The sequence below is a fragment of the uncultured Rummeliibacillus sp. genome (genome assembly GCF_934216135.1).
GTDB lineage: Bacteria > Bacillota > Bacilli > Bacillales_A > Planococcaceae > Rummeliibacillus.
In genome coordinates this window covers 1-14,102 of the sequence record NZ_CAKQBI010000046.1, presented here as the reverse complement: position 1 = coordinate 14,102, position 14,102 = coordinate 1, and the positions used below count along the sequence as shown (strand labels likewise).

Sequence of the window (14,102 nt, the reverse complement as noted above, 5' to 3'; positions counted from 1 at the left end):
GTGACTTTATTCTATCAAGAAAAGGTCTTCCTTTTTCTATTAAAATTTCTATTTACACAAAATATTTTATACTCTCCAGGTCATCTTTAAGCCTCATATAAATATTTTTCTACTAATTAAAATCTTGCTAATAATATGTCCTATTTCCTCGAAAGAGATCGAGACTTCTAATCATATGTATATTTAAAAAGTTACAAGTGTATTTCTTTCTTATTATTTGTGACAATATCATTACCCTTTCTTAACTTTTTGTTAAATGTTAATATTTTCAACTTATATGGCATTCAAATATGTTTAAATTAATATAGATATATACTTAAAAGGAGCTTTTTATTTTGAAAAATTTGTCGAATATAGATAGTTTAGTTGAACAGATTGGGAATCGAATCATTCAACAACACGAAGAAAAACCAAGTGATATTAGTTATCTCGAACTTTCCTATCTTTTTGAACAAATCGATAAAAAAAATAAAGCCATATACGTTTTACAAGAAGGGATACAAGAACATCCTACTAGCATCGCTCTGCATCGAGCATTATGGTCTTTATATACAAAGCAAAACAATCAAAAAGAAAAAATAAAACATGTACCAAGAGTTCTTAAAAATTGCATTCAGAAAAAACCAATTAAATTTTTTGAACGTTTACAAGAAGTACTACTTCAAAATCATCAATTTGAATTATCTCTTGCTATTACCCAAATGCAGTTACAAAAGCAGCCAACAGATGTTGTTCTTTTGAATAAGGCAATCCAAAGAGCTTTAAGCGTTACTCATTATAAGGAAGCTATTATTTATTTGGAAACTTTAAAGAAAGAAACGACCAATATCAATCAGCTTGTACGAATTAATATGAAAATCGGAATGGTTCATATGCTTAATGGGGAATTTGCTAAAGGAGAAAAACAATTCACATATTGCATGGAAAAATACGGGGATCTTTTACCTGAGATTTATAATGATGGTTACGAAAAATTAGTCATCTTCAATAATGGAGAAAGCTCCATCGAATATTACAAAAGCATCCATTCTACGAAACGCGTTGTTGCAACTTTTGATTCTATTGATAAAACCAATAAATCAAAACCATTTGCTTTTGGGATTTTAAAGAAGAAATCAGTCGACCTTATCTCCCTTAGACGTAGAACAGTAGACAATTATCATCAAGATCTTTCACGAGAAGAGTACTATCGTACAATAGAAAAGTTAATACCTTTTTACGAGAAGAGATTTGCGTATGGGACAAGTTTAGGTGGATATTGTGCATTGTATTTCGGTGCTACTATTCCAGAATGTAAAATATTAGCGCTTGCACCGAGAAATTCTGCTCATCCAAACTATGGATCTAAAATAAGAGGAAACTCTAAATTTACCCATTCACTTTCTCATCCTATTAATACAGAAATAAAACCAATCATATGTTATGATCCGAAAGAAAGAATTGACCAACGTTATATCACAAAAGAAATTAAAAAATCATACCCTAACGCGGATTTCAAACATTTCTATTATGCAGGGCACCGTGTTCCTTTATATTTGCAACAAATAGGCGTTCTAAAAGATTTAGTTTCTCGCTTTTTAGCAGAAGAACCAATTCCAGAATACAGTTCAAAACTGCATAATAAATCTGCAGAATACCATAGAATTCTCGCTATTGCCTGTAAGCGTCATTTAAAATATAAGTGGGCACTAGATTTAGTCAACAAATCCGTAGAACTCGCACCAACATATGATCGCTCTTTGGCACTTAGAATAGAAGTATTACTTAACTTAAAACAATATGATGAGTGTATAGAATATGCAAAAGAGGCGATTAAGCTGCACCCAAGTTTAGCTAAATTTTATATCCTTTTATCTGATGCCTATGTTGCAAAAGGTGATATAGACTTAGCAATAGAAGTATTAGAATCCGCTAAACAGTCTATTAAGTCCAAAAAAATCAAGAACAAACTTGCTTCTTTGAAAGAACAAGTGCAACTTGTTTAATCAAGTACCCCAACAGAAATTACATTTTCTTTGATATACCCTAAAAGTTATATATTGAGTTCGGTACCTACTCTACCGGACTCATTTTTTAATTTTGCCAATAAAAAAGCTCTCGATTGTTATACATATCTAACAATCGGGAGCAGTTCACTTTCGTTATCTTTAAAAATTATCTTATTTATCTGTTGAGACAACTGTTGTAGCTGGTTCCACTACTACAGTAACTGTTACTTTAGATTTATTGGAAGCCAAGTCTTTTGAATAATATTTGATTTTGTAAGCTCCTGCTACAGTAGTATCAATATGATCAATCACTTTTCCTTGTGGATTGAAAATTTTTGTAGTAACTGTAACTGTTTTATCTAAATTATCTTTTGCTGTAGCTTTTGGTGCAGTAAATTCTTCACCATTTTTGACTTTGTAGATTTTTTTAGCGCCGCCTTCAAGTGTAATGACTGGAGCTTTGTGGTCTGCTACTGCTTTACCGTTTTTAAATTGTACATTTTTACCGTTAACTTCATAAACACCAGTAGCACGAACTCCATTAATATAGTAAATACCTTTTACAGTTACATGGTTTAATTTTTTACCATTTTTAAAATGCACATGACCTTTTTCTCCAGTAAACGGTTTACCATATTTGTAATAAACGCCTTTAAATGTACCATTGGCTTTTACACCTTTTTTGAAATAAATCTTTTTAACTAAACCTGTATAAAGTTCTCCTTGTTTATAATACTTACCTTTATAAACACCGGTGAATTTTTTACCGTTTTTATAAAGTACTGAATTGAACATTTTAAATCCAGCAATTACTTTTTTACTTTTAGCGTTAATTAGTGTACCATGTGAAACTTTGCAAGTAGTTTTAGCAGATGCTGATGCGTCACCAGACACTACTGCTGTTGTTAATACAGACGCACCTAAAGCCAACGCCGCTGCAGATTTAATCATTTTTTGCGCAAATTTTGTCATTGTTTTTTCTCCCTTAACTATTAAAATAGCAAAGATACTTCAGCTTTATATGGCTTAATACCATATTATCCCTTAGCAATCCTTACAAAATATACTAGCATAAAAAATGATATATTTTTATTACAAATAGCATTTAATTATTATATAAATATAACATTCTTCCATTAATATTAAATGTTGTTTGTATTTTTTCAAAAAGGTTACAAGTGTGTATTCATCCAATTAAATATGACAATAATATAACTAATTTCTTAATATCATGTTAAGTTTTATTTTTTATTAAGTATTGGTGTTAGTTCTATGATTAAATATTATTGTAGAGAAGTTTCCAACTTGATTTTAAAGATACTAAAGGAGATATTTACATTGAAAATGCAGACGAACACCGTAGATTTGGCGGATCAGATTGCAAAACAATTGATACAACAAAAAGAAGAAAAGCCAAGGACAAAAAGCTATATTCAACTAGCTTCCATTTATGAAAAGGCCAACAATTTAACTGATGCAATGTACATTTTACAAGAGGGACTTCAAGTATATCCAACAAGCCTTTCATTACATCGTGCATTATGGACATTTTATGCAAACCATAATATTGATAGAGGAAAATCATTGCATATACCTAGAACGATCAAAAGAGTATTAAATAAAAAGCCCATTAGATTTTTTGAATTTTTACAAAGAATATTTCTAAAAAATCATCAATATAAAACTTCTTTAGAATTATTAAAAATGGAGTTACAAACTAATCCAGAACAAAAAGAATTGCTTTATAAAATTATTGAACTATCTTTAGAATTTGGTCATTTTGAAGAGACGATTTCTTATTTTGAAAAACTAAAATCTTTAGAAAAAGATACAAAATCACTTGTCAAATTGAATATGAAAATCGGAATGGTTCATATGGCTGCTGGGCGTTTTGAAGAAGCCGAGAAACAATTCGCATATTGCAATGAAAACTACGCAGAACTCCTTCCTGAAATTTATAAAGATAATTATGAGAAAATAGTAATTTTCAATAATGGAGAAAGTTCCATCGAGTTTTATAAGTATATTCATCCAACAAAACGGATGGTTGCTACATTTGATGCTATTGATAAAACAGTTACAGGGAAACCTTTTGCGTATAAACTCTTGAAGAAGCAAGGTGTCGATTTAATCTCGCTTCGACGTAGGACTGCAAATAATTATCATCAGGATATTACTAGAGAAGATTACTATCATGCAATCGAAAAGTTAGTGTCCTATTACGATAAAAGATTTGCGTACGGCACAAGTTTAGGTGGTTATAACGCGTTATTTCTAGGTTCTACGATACCTGATTGCAAAATATTATCTATGGCACCTAGAAACCCAGCTCACCCTATATATGGTACGAAGGAACGAAAATACAACAAGTTTTTACATCCTTTATCTCACCCAGTAAATAAGGATATTCAACCAACTATTTGTTACGATCCAAAGGAAAAAGTGGATAATCCTTATATCACAAAAGAGATTATGCATTCTTATCCTAATGCGATTTATAAAAAATTCTACTATGCTGGGCATCGTGTTCCAACTTATTTAAGGGAAGCTGGAGTTTTAAAAGAAATCGTTACATTATTTTTGTCTGAAAAACCAATACCAGACTATGATCGAAAATTGCATACAAAGTCTGCGGAATACCATCGAGTGCTAGGAATTCACTGTCGTAGACATAAGAAAATGAAATGGGCTTTAGCTTTAGCAAATAGATCCGTGGAATTAGCACCAAAATATGATCGTTCACTTGCTCTTCGTATTGAAATTTTGATAAAAATAGGAAAACTGGAGGAAGCCGAAAAATATACACACGAGGCTATCGAATTACACCCTAATTTATCAAGATTCTATCTCTTATTAGCCGATATTCATATTGCTAATGGAGAATCAGCAAAAGCTGAAAAAATGCTAGAAGCTACTAATAAGAAGATTCGTTCGAAAAAAATCCGAGAAAAAATTGCTGATTTAAAAGGAAAAGAATAAGGCAGATTAAACGCTTTAAAGGATAAACCACATCACATATGTCCAAAATAAAAAGGAAATTGCATAATGCAATTTCCTTTTTATTTTGGGCTGAAACACTTTTAACCCAACTTTTTAATATTATTCAACAATAGCAATCATGCCTTGTTCATCATCAATTTCTAGACGAATGCTTGCGGCGTATGGGTCGATATTCACTTCTTCTTGTAAAAATACTCGAATTGCCGATAGCATATTAGCTACTCGATACGTATCTTTTCGACCATTATAATAGGCTTCTGCATAATAGCCTTCATCGTCATCGAAGCAAAGTTCAATTTCGACATTTTCTGGCATTACATTGATCTGTCTCGCATGGTAGACACATAATGCATTTATAAGATTATCTTCTGAAAGTGTTATCGTTTCCATACGTTACGATCCTCTTCTTTTCTTTTGTTACGTGTGAACATTTGGAAGATTTTCATGACTAACATGATTAACACTAAAATGGCAATCACATTAATAAGTAATCCGAAGAAATTACCCATTGCTCCCATATGACTCATCATACCGCCAAATAACATACCTGCTAACCCACCGACCATCATCCCTTTTAGGAAGCCACCTTTATTGGTTGTAGGATTTGCTGTATTTGTTTTATTGTTTGTTGTTTTGTTATTGATGCTATTGTTGTCTTTTGTATTGCTATTTGTATTTGATTTATTGTTATTAAAGAATGAATTATTATTTGAACTTCCGTTTGAGTTAAATCCTCGTTTTCCTGATTTGTAACCTTTTGCTTCCGCTGTGATTGTTCCTTGATGACTATCCATAACAATTGGCCCAACAGTTGAGAAAGTAAGTGTAGCTGCAAATAAAGCTGCTGCAAGTTTTTTCAATTAAAAACCCTCCGATAAATTTAAGTTTTTTAACTTACTACCATTTTATCATCTACCGTCTCTTTTATAAAATGAAACGCTAAGGCTCAAGAAAATTTTTTAGGCGATTAATTAGCGACAACTTATATCTTATTTCACAAAACTTGAGGTCCGTCTTTTTTAGAATATACCTTTTCTAATATGACTTAAAAAGTTATAGTAATAGTACAGGAGGAGATATTTTGACAACAATGAAAACCGTTCAACAACGTTTTGAACAAAGTACTTTCTGGCAAACACTTGGTTTTGAGTATATTCACGCAGAAGATGGAGTTGCTGAAATTGCCTTTAACTATCGTGAAGATTTAACAAATGTTGTAGGAACTTTACACGGCGGTGTCTTTATGGCAGCTCTTGACACAGTAATGGGTATCGCAACTCACACTCTCGGCTTTGATAAAGTCGTTACAATACAATTGGAAACAAGATTTTTAAAACCTATTACAAAAGGTCGAATTCAAGCATTGGGTCGTGTTATCTCTCAAACACGTTCAACCGTCATTTTAGAAGGACGATTATATAACGAAGATCAGGAACTAGTAGGCTTTGCAACAGCCACCTTTAAAGGAACTCATTAATTTCACCTATATCCAATAGGTTTATTATAGTCATATTAAACTATCTATGTGACATAAAACCCCCCAAATATACTTAACTTGAAATATACCTGTTACAAATTTGTAATCAAATTTAGGTATAATTGAGAAAATTAAGAGATTTGGGGAGATTTTGATGAAATATAGTAAAAGGAATAATTTGATCCTTTTGTTTACTACAATATCGCTGTTAGTAAGCAGTTTATTTTATGGATTAACTGCAAATGCAGCAATTATCATGAAGTTCTCCGATTTAAATAAACAGCATCCCGCATACTCCTCCGTCTTGTATGTCACAAGTATGGATTACATGAATGTATACAAAAATGCAGCTTTCAAGCCCCAAAAAGCAGTTACAAAAGCTGCTGCTGCTAAATTTGTTGGTAAAGCAAATGATATATCAAGCGAAGTAAAGTTAGCAAGTCATATTTCATTTGAAGATGTCTCACATAAGACATCAAACTATTCATATATTATCGCTTTAACATCAATTAACGCATTTGATCATGGCTCGAAGTTTTATCCACAAAATACAATTACAAGACAAGAAGCGGCAAAACTCTTTGTAAATGCATTTAACCTACCTATAAAAACCGGTAAAGAATATGTAGATGTAACTAAACATAATTCATATAAAGACTATATTTCAACAGCTGCTTCATACAATATTTTAAAAGGTAATTCATCTAAAAAGTTCCTTCCAGAAAAGAAAATGAATCGTGCTGATTTTGCAATTGCATTGAAAAAGGCACTAGATGCAAAAGATGAACTTGATGAGTCCATGGCTGAATAAATCGATAGCATGCCAGATTCATCTGATAGCGATATAGATGAAACTGAAGATGATGATTAATACAAAAAGTGGTCATAATCTACAAATGTAGATGGATGACCACTTTTTAGGTTCGTATGAATGTAATAGTGCGAAGTACTATTTGATTACAACTTTACTATAGGTACCTTTCTTATTTTTTTCATTAGGATTAACGACTAAATAATAGGTTGTGCCAGATTTCAGTTGTTTGCTTGGTGTAATAATCAGCTTTTTGCCCGAAGCATGTTTGACAATTATTTTGCGCGATGTTCCACCAATTTGCCATAAATATACTTTAGAATTTTTGAGAGTGGTCCATGACAAGTCCTTACTAGTTTTTACTTGCATAGATTGAGATGATACACTCTTCTCTATATTGGAACGTTTCTTATAGCTTTTTAATTGTTTTAACAAATAATCATTATGACTTTTTTCTAATTCTTTCCCTATTGCTGTTGGAATATCAGGTTTGACACCTTTTTTGTTAATCTTATATAAGTTAGGTCCAAAAAATTCTGCCGTTGTTAACTTAAGGATACTTCCATCACTTAAAGGAACAATACTTTGCATAACCCCTTTACCAAATGTCGTTTGTCCATAAATCTTCGCTAATTTGAAATCCTTTGCCGCTGCAACAGTCATTTCTGATGCACTCGCTGTATTGGCATCTGTTAAGATTGATACTGGCTTATTCCACTGAACTTTTTGTTTGATAGCATCGTAAATCTGAAAATCTCCTGCTTTTGCTTTGTATACAAAAGCATATGTAGCCTTTGGAAAAATCCCTATTACTTTTTGTGCAGTATCCACGTATCCTCCACCATTACTGCGGAGATCAAAAATCCATCCTTTCATCCCAGGCATAGACTTAATAGCATTCTGTATTTCTTTTGCACTTTCATCCGAAAAACTGTTTAATCGGATAAACCCAATATTTCCTGCAAGTTTTTTGGTTTCTACATTGGGTAATTTAATAACTTTCCGAGTAATTTTTTGGTCAAATGTATTTTTGGTAGAAGGCCTGAAAACTGATATATGTACTTTAGTATCCTCTTTACCTGTAATACGCGAAGTGATCATTTCAGAAGATTCCCCAGCTATATTTTCACCATTAACTTTAGTAATAATATCTCCCGCTTTTAGACCGGCAAGTTCTGCAGGACTATTTTTTAATATAGAGACAATTTTCAAACCCTTTTTATCCTCTAAAATAGTAATACCGATACCTACAAATTTTCTTTTAATGGCATTTTCAAAAGTCTGATATTCTTCTTTTGTCATATAAACTGAATAAGGATCCAACTGCTTCATCAATTCATCAATCCTAGTACTATTCAGTGCGTCAGTTGATACTTTTGGATAATAATACTCTTTTACGATATTTTTAACTTCACCTAAGGGTTCAGCTGCATAAGCACTAGACGACGCAAATAATAAAAGCATAATCATTATTACACTAGAGCTAAAAATTTTGAATATTTTCATGAAATCCCCCACTTTTATCTTTTAATCTATTGTACCTTTTTGAAAGATAGAGTGGGTAAACTATGAATATTTTATCGTTAGAAGTTAAATATAGTGTTGTAGCAGGTGATTCTTTCACAATTGAGTAACCGCTTTCAATTTAACAAGCAACTTCGACTTCTTTATAAAATATTTCTTTTAGTTATCAAAATGATTCTTTATTCTTTTCTCTTTTCTATATATTTTATAATTCATATCATCATCGTCTTTTACAATTTCACATTGTAGAAAGGTATCCTTGATATTAGTAGGAATGCGTAAATAATTTGCATGGTATTCTAACTTGAATTTTAGTTCATATGCTCGATGAATTCTTTTTTCAAAAGAACGAAAGCTTATTGGAAGTAATATTGATGAACCATTAGTGAAGAGGATTTCAGTATTATGATATTTTTTACTATAATCTTTAATATGATCAAGAGCGATCCAAATACAATCTTTATTTTTTTGAGATGTCGTTGGAAGCCAAACTAAAAGACGTTTCAGATTAATAATGATTGGAAACATCTGAACTTCACCTAAAATATGACGAGTGCCTTCATTAGCCCCTTTCAAACTAGAGCCAAAAAAGCGTAAATTATAATCAATAAGTTCTAATGGATTTAAATGACACTTTTTTAGGATTCCCACTTCTAGGATCCATGTTTCGATACCACCATTGCCATTAAAGTCTGGTATAAATGCCATTGTATTTTCATTTACTATGTAAACATCTTCTAGCATTATTTACCCTCCCTTTTAAATTAAATTTACTTTTTAATTCGTTTTTAGGTTTAAACTCCCATAAATATACTTCTTTTCAATAAACCTCATCGAAAACAAAGTATAAATGTCATAGTTAGATTATCTATTAATATTATTTTATAATCAGTATTTTCAACTGTCAAAATTTTTCTGTTTTTAGTTTATTTGTTTATTTAATTTTTGTATATTTTGTGAAGGCTTGATTTATTTCTTTTTTCGAGGGGTTTCTAAGGAGTTTAACCAAATGCTAGACTTATGCAAAGATAAAAGGCATCTCTATAGGTGAGATGCCTTTTGGTTTTATTTACATCCAAGGATGACCCGGGTTCCATTGGTGCCATCGATTGCTTGGATAGTGTTGACCTGGCATCCACTGATTACTTGGGTAGTAGTGTTGGCCCGGCATCCACTGATTACTTGGGTAGTAGTGTTGACCCGGCATCCACTGATTGCTTGGGTAGTGCTGACCTGGGTTCCATTGATTACTCGGGTTTTGTTGACTCGGTTTCCATTGATTACTTGGGTTTTGTTGACCTGGGTTCCATTGATTACTTGGGTTTTGTTGACCTGGATTCCATTGATTACTTGGGTTTTGTTGACCCGGGCTCCATTGGTTGCTCGGGTTTTGTTGAATCTGGTACTGTTTATTATCTTGTGGCCACTGATCCTCTGAATGCCAATTTGAACCTGTATTCCATTTGTCCTCTGAGTGCCACGGATTCCATTGATAACCAGGACTCTTACTTCCAAATCCATCGAAAGGTTGAACCATTTTTTCTCTCCTTTGCATGTTATTCAATGCAGTATATGTGACATTTGACTACTTTGCTTGGGGGTTTGACTAGATAAAGTTATTTGTATGTATAAAACTTGTTAAAAAAGGATCAATTTTTACAACGCTTCAAATATAAAAAATACCAAGGCCTATTAAATAACCTTGGTATTTTTTGCATTTAAATATGTTGGGCTATACTGTTACAAATCTGTTGCAATACTATATGTTTCCGTTACATAATCGACTGTTTTTCTTTGATCCTCAGCTAAACTTACAAGCGTTGCACCAAGTTCTTCTAGTGCTGCTGTACTTTCTTCAATAATGGCCGCAAATTCGCTTGTGTTTGTTTCAATTGTACGAGCATTAGTTTCAACTGCCGTTACCTTTTCAGAAACTATTTGCATATTTTGTTGGAGATCTTCCATCGTCATATACAATGTGTTAAATGCAGTTGCGGAACTATCTGCAGCTGCCACTTGGCGATTAATACGTTCAGAACCATCTAGAATTTGGTCTAAAGTACTTTTATTGTATTCATTTACACTTTGGAGATTCTGTTCGATTTTTACTAATGCATCAGCTGATGTTGATGCTAATTTACGAATTTCTTCTGCTACAACTGCAAATCCTTTACCGTGCTCACCTGCTCTCGCCGCTTCAATTGAAGCATTCAACGATAGTAGATTCGTTTGTTCGGTAATCCCTTTAATAGCAGCAGTAAATGAATTTGTTTCTTCGATTTTCGCTGTTAAATTTTTAAAAGATGTAGATAAGTCTAAGAAGAAGTCTTGGAAACTATCTATTTCCTCTTTTACTTTTGTCATATTGCCTGTACCATTTGTTGCTTGTTCACCAGCTTCAGTTGTTGAATTCATGGCCTGTTGCAATGACTGTTCCATTTCACGGATTGTTTCATTTGAGTTTTGGATATTCTTCACAATATCATTAATACGATTTGTTTGCTGTTCAGCTCCAGCACTCACTTCATCAACAGCAGTTAACATTTCTTGTTGAGAAGCACTTGTATTTTCAGCATTTGTTTTTATTTTTTCTAAATTTGTTGTAATTACATGAACTGCTTCCGAAAGTTTGTTGGCAGCTATTTTTTCTTCCTCAGATTTTTCATGAACCGTACGTAACAAGTCTATTGTTTGTCCCAGCACATTACCATTTTGGCGAATTTGCAAGAATAAGCCAATCATGATTAAGCCAAAGATTAATACTAAATTCGGGATTTGATCACTTATACTTAAATTTTCATTGAAATTAATAATATTCATATAAATGGATATTGCACCTAATATGATACCTGTTATAAATACTTTTAAATTTGAGTGAATACTAGAAAGCATAATTAAAAAGAATGACAATGCAATTGTTCCAAGTTTGCTCGTTCCTTCACCTATGATTAATATCATAATAAGTGCGAAGACAATAACAACCATGATGTATGGAAAATATCCTTTAAAAGCATCAAATCTTTTCTGCAATAGAAAAGCTACTACTGCTAAAAGTAAGGCACCTCCTACGGATATAGTTACGACTAGCATTGAGGCAAACACTAATTGTGCAATAAACCCTAAGCCGGCAGCAATACTAATTACCAAAAATAAATAATTATTTTTCTTTTTTAAATCATCCATCTTCAAATCTTCAATAGTCATATTTTCGCACTCCTCTATTTATCCTAGCGTATTAGTATGTAATGCATAAGACTAACATTAAATATCTTTATTAGGTATTTAGTAATGTTTTTATCTATTTATTTGAAATTATATCAGTTTATATACTTATAAACAATAATATTAACTATTAAAATATTAAATACTTTTCGACAAAAGATGCATTGTTGAAAACAAAAAAAACCATCTAATCATATAGATTAGATGGCTATATTTAATACTATTTTTTTATAATTATAGATGTCTGTATCCTGCGAAATGTGCTTTCCAATATGATTCGTATACAGAACTAATTTGCACTTTATTTCCGCTAGCTGCGATAAATCTACCGTTGCCCATATAAAGACCAATGTGAGAAATACCTGCTTTATAAGTATTTTTGAAAAATACCATATCGCCTACTTTAGGTGAGCTAGTTGGTGTTGAGATTGAATAGAATCCAGCTGCTGTCGTGCGATAAACGGAAAGTCCTGCGTTTCTATATGAATAATAGACAAGTCCACTACAATCAAAGCCACTAGGTGATGAGCCACCAAATACGTACGGCACTCCTTGTTGTCCTAGTGCAATTGATACTGCTCTTTGTAATTTTGTATTTGCTGAATTTGTTGCAACACTATTACTTACTTTTTTAGCTGTGCCTTTAACTTTTAACTTTTGACCAGTTTTGATATTTGTTGATTTTAAGTTATTCCAGCTCATTAGTGTTTTATAAGACACGCCATATTTCTTAGCAATTCCAGATAATGTATCACCTTTTTTTACTGTATATGTAGAAGTTGCTTTTGTTGAGCTACTAGTTTTTACAGAGCTCGTTGCTGTGCCTTTAACTTTTAACTTTTGACCAGATTTGATATTTGTTGATTTTAAATTATTCCAACTCATTAGTGTCTTGTACGATACACCGTATTTTTTTGCGATTCCAGATAATGTATCGCCTTTTTTAACTGTATATGTAGAAGTTGCTTTTGTTGAGCTAGCAGTTTTTGCTGTTTTAGTTGTTGATCCTGTAACTTTTAACTTTTGGCCAGATTTAATATTTGTTGATTTTAAGTTATTCCAGCTCATTAGTGTTTTATAAGACACGCCATATTTCTTGGCAATTCCAGATAATGTATCGCCTTTTTTAACTGTATATGTATTCGCTGCAGAAGCGGTTGTTTCGTTACTAATTGTTGAGAAAAGCATAATCGAGCTTAATGCCATTGCTGAGATGATAGTTTTTTTCAATTTATTTGAACTCCCTTAGATTAGCTATTGTAATCTATTATATAAGAGTTATGTAACAAAACTGTAATATTAATATTACAAAATATTATTTTAGATTACAATATGATGAATTTTTGATTTTTTTATTATATTTTTGTTTTTTCGCTGTAGTTTTAATAATTTTATAGTTTAGTAGCATTCAATAGTTGTTTGTCATTTTTTCTATTATGCAGTATACAAAAGATTCATTATTTTATTTTGTGATGAATCTTTTGTATGGAATAATATATTAAGAATAAAAGTTGTAATCCTGATTATAGGTTTCTTTTTCCTTTTTAGTTTTATCTACTCTATGATATTCCGATATTTGGATCATCCGAACCTTTTCTGTATTTAACTCATGATATATTCCTCTATTGTCCATAAATGAAATATATTGATCACGTTCGCGTTGAATAAGATTTTCCGCTTCTTCTTGTGATTCCATGAATATAAATCGTCTAACATAATGTTCTTTATCAAAAAAATAAGTAACTTTAAATTCTTTCATCGTTTCTTTCCACCTCGAATACGTTTCAGTGATAAATTGTTTTTAACTTCTATAGGATATCCATTTAGCTTCTGTTGAAACATTAAAGCGGAATTTATTTGAGGTAGCTGCTATCGATTATGGGATTTAATATAGGATTTCTTTCATAGTAAATCGGTTTTCTCTTTGTGATAACTTTGGGCCGCTTTTGCATGGGGAGGTGGTTGCTTTTGCACAACTCGTGGCTCCTTTTGCACAACTCAGTTCCTTTTGCACAACTCGTGGCCCCTTTTGCACAACTCACTACTCCTTTTGCACAACTCGCGGCCCCTTTTGCACAAC

Annotated in this window: 13 protein-coding genes; 4 read left to right on the top strand and 9 right to left on the bottom strand. The window is 32.0% G+C overall.

The annotated features are described in order from the left end of the window. The first annotated feature begins 335 nt into the window (after nt 1–335). Nucleotides 336–1,985: a hypothetical protein gene (locus Q0977_RS16880; RefSeq protein ID WP_299516017.1), complete on the top strand. Its 1,650-nt coding sequence runs from the start codon at nt 336–338 to the stop codon at nt 1,983–1,985. Between the two features lie 174 nt (nt 1,986–2,159). On the opposite strand, the gene Q0977_RS16875 is transcribed toward Q0977_RS16880, so the two are convergent. Beyond that, complete coding sequence (locus Q0977_RS16875) at nt 2,160–2,960, bottom strand: immunoglobulin-like domain-containing protein (protein ID WP_299516015.1); 801 nt, start codon at nt 2,958–2,960, stop codon at nt 2,160–2,162. A gap of 372 nt (nt 2,961–3,332) precedes the next feature. On the opposite strand from Q0977_RS16875, the gene Q0977_RS16870 reads away from it, so the two are divergent. After that, nucleotides 3,333–4,967 (top strand): tetratricopeptide repeat protein, encoded by a 1,635-nt coding sequence (locus tag Q0977_RS16870; protein WP_299516019.1) that lies wholly within the window; start codon nt 3,333–3,335, stop codon nt 4,965–4,967. Between the two features lie 120 nt (nt 4,968–5,087). Here Q0977_RS16870 and Q0977_RS16865 read toward each other — a convergent pair whose 3' ends face one another. Next, complete coding sequence (locus Q0977_RS16865) at nt 5,088–5,378, bottom strand: DUF2653 family protein (protein ID WP_119416380.1); 291 nt, start codon at nt 5,376–5,378, stop codon at nt 5,088–5,090. Continuing rightward, a complete protein-coding gene (locus tag Q0977_RS16860; protein WP_119416381.1) occupies nt 5,366–5,848 on the bottom strand; it encodes a hypothetical protein in 483 nt (160 codons plus the stop codon). The genes Q0977_RS16865 and Q0977_RS16860 overlap by 13 nt, the downstream gene beginning before the upstream one ends. Before the next feature lie 230 nt (nt 5,849–6,078). On the opposite strand from Q0977_RS16860, the gene Q0977_RS16855 reads away from it, so the two are divergent. Next, nucleotides 6,079–6,465: a PaaI family thioesterase gene (locus Q0977_RS16855; protein ID WP_233548101.1), complete on the top strand. Its 387-nt coding sequence runs from the start codon at nt 6,079–6,081 to the stop codon at nt 6,463–6,465. A 154-nt stretch (nt 6,466–6,619) separates the two neighbouring features. Then, a complete protein-coding gene (locus Q0977_RS16850; protein WP_299516012.1) occupies nt 6,620–7,276 on the top strand; it encodes an S-layer homology domain-containing protein in 657 nt (218 codons plus the stop codon). Nucleotides 7,277–7,414: 138 nt separating this feature from the next. Here Q0977_RS16850 and Q0977_RS16845 read toward each other — a convergent pair whose 3' ends face one another. The 6 genes from Q0977_RS16845 to Q0977_RS16820 all read right to left on the bottom strand — a co-directional run bounded on the left by Q0977_RS16845 (nt 7,415) and on the right by Q0977_RS16820 (nt 13,781). Next, nucleotides 7,415–8,782 carry a S41 family peptidase gene (locus Q0977_RS16845; protein ID WP_299516010.1) on the bottom strand — a complete coding sequence of 456 codons (1,368 nt, stop codon included), beginning with the start codon at nt 8,780–8,782 and terminating at the stop codon, nt 7,415–7,417. A gap of 177 nt (nt 8,783–8,959) precedes the next feature. Next, a complete protein-coding gene (locus tag Q0977_RS16840; RefSeq protein WP_119416385.1) occupies nt 8,960–9,544 on the bottom strand; it encodes a competence protein ComK in 585 nt (194 codons plus the stop codon). Nucleotides 9,545–9,869: 325 nt separating this feature from the next. Further along, nucleotides 9,870–10,337 (bottom strand): hypothetical protein, encoded by a 468-nt coding sequence (locus tag Q0977_RS16835; RefSeq protein ID WP_299516008.1) that lies wholly within the window; start codon nt 10,335–10,337, stop codon nt 9,870–9,872. A 203-nt stretch (nt 10,338–10,540) separates the two neighbouring features. Then, nucleotides 10,541–12,004 (bottom strand): methyl-accepting chemotaxis protein, encoded by a 1,464-nt coding sequence (locus Q0977_RS16830; RefSeq protein WP_299516006.1) that lies wholly within the window; start codon nt 12,002–12,004, stop codon nt 10,541–10,543. A gap of 252 nt (nt 12,005–12,256) precedes the next feature. Next, nucleotides 12,257–13,252: a LysM peptidoglycan-binding domain-containing protein gene (locus Q0977_RS16825; protein ID WP_119416388.1), complete on the bottom strand. Its 996-nt coding sequence runs from the start codon at nt 13,250–13,252 to the stop codon at nt 12,257–12,259. A gap of 268 nt (nt 13,253–13,520) precedes the next feature. Continuing rightward, nucleotides 13,521–13,781: a hypothetical protein gene (locus Q0977_RS16820; protein WP_119416389.1), complete on the bottom strand. Its 261-nt coding sequence runs from the start codon at nt 13,779–13,781 to the stop codon at nt 13,521–13,523. Nucleotides 13,782–14,102 lie beyond the last annotated feature (321 nt).

Excerpts from the sequence above, each read along its gene's own strand:
- Q0977_RS16850 (WP_299516012.1), top strand. The coding sequence starts at position 6,620 with ATGAAATATAGTAAAAGGAATAATTTGATCCTTTTGTTTACTACAATA.
- Q0977_RS16855 (WP_233548101.1), top strand. The coding sequence starts at position 6,079 with ATGAAAACCGTTCAACAACGTTTTGAACAAAGTACTTTCTGGCAAACA.
- Q0977_RS16865 (WP_119416380.1), bottom strand. The coding sequence starts at position 5,378 with ATGGAAACGATAACACTTTCAGAAGATAATCTTATAAATGCATTATGT.
- Q0977_RS16820 (WP_119416389.1), bottom strand. The coding sequence starts at position 13,781 with ATGAAAGAATTTAAAGTTACTTATTTTTTTGATAAAGAACATTATGTT.
- Q0977_RS16835 (WP_299516008.1), bottom strand. The coding sequence starts at position 10,337 with ATGGTTCAACCTTTCGATGGATTTGGAAGTAAGAGTCCTGGTTATCAA.
- Q0977_RS16830 (WP_299516006.1), bottom strand. The coding sequence starts at position 12,004 with ATGACTATTGAAGATTTGAAGATGGATGATTTAAAAAAGAAAAATAAT.
- Q0977_RS16840 (WP_119416385.1), bottom strand. The coding sequence starts at position 9,544 with ATGCTAGAAGATGTTTACATAGTAAATGAAAATACAATGGCATTTATA.
- Q0977_RS16870 (WP_299516019.1), top strand. The coding sequence starts at position 3,333 with ATGCAGACGAACACCGTAGATTTGGCGGATCAGATTGCAAAACAATTG.
- Q0977_RS16875 (WP_299516015.1), bottom strand. The coding sequence starts at position 2,960 with ATGACAAAATTTGCGCAAAAAATGATTAAATCTGCAGCGGCGTTGGCT.
- Q0977_RS16845 (WP_299516010.1), bottom strand. The coding sequence starts at position 8,782 with ATGAAAATATTCAAAATTTTTAGCTCTAGTGTAATAATGATTATGCTT.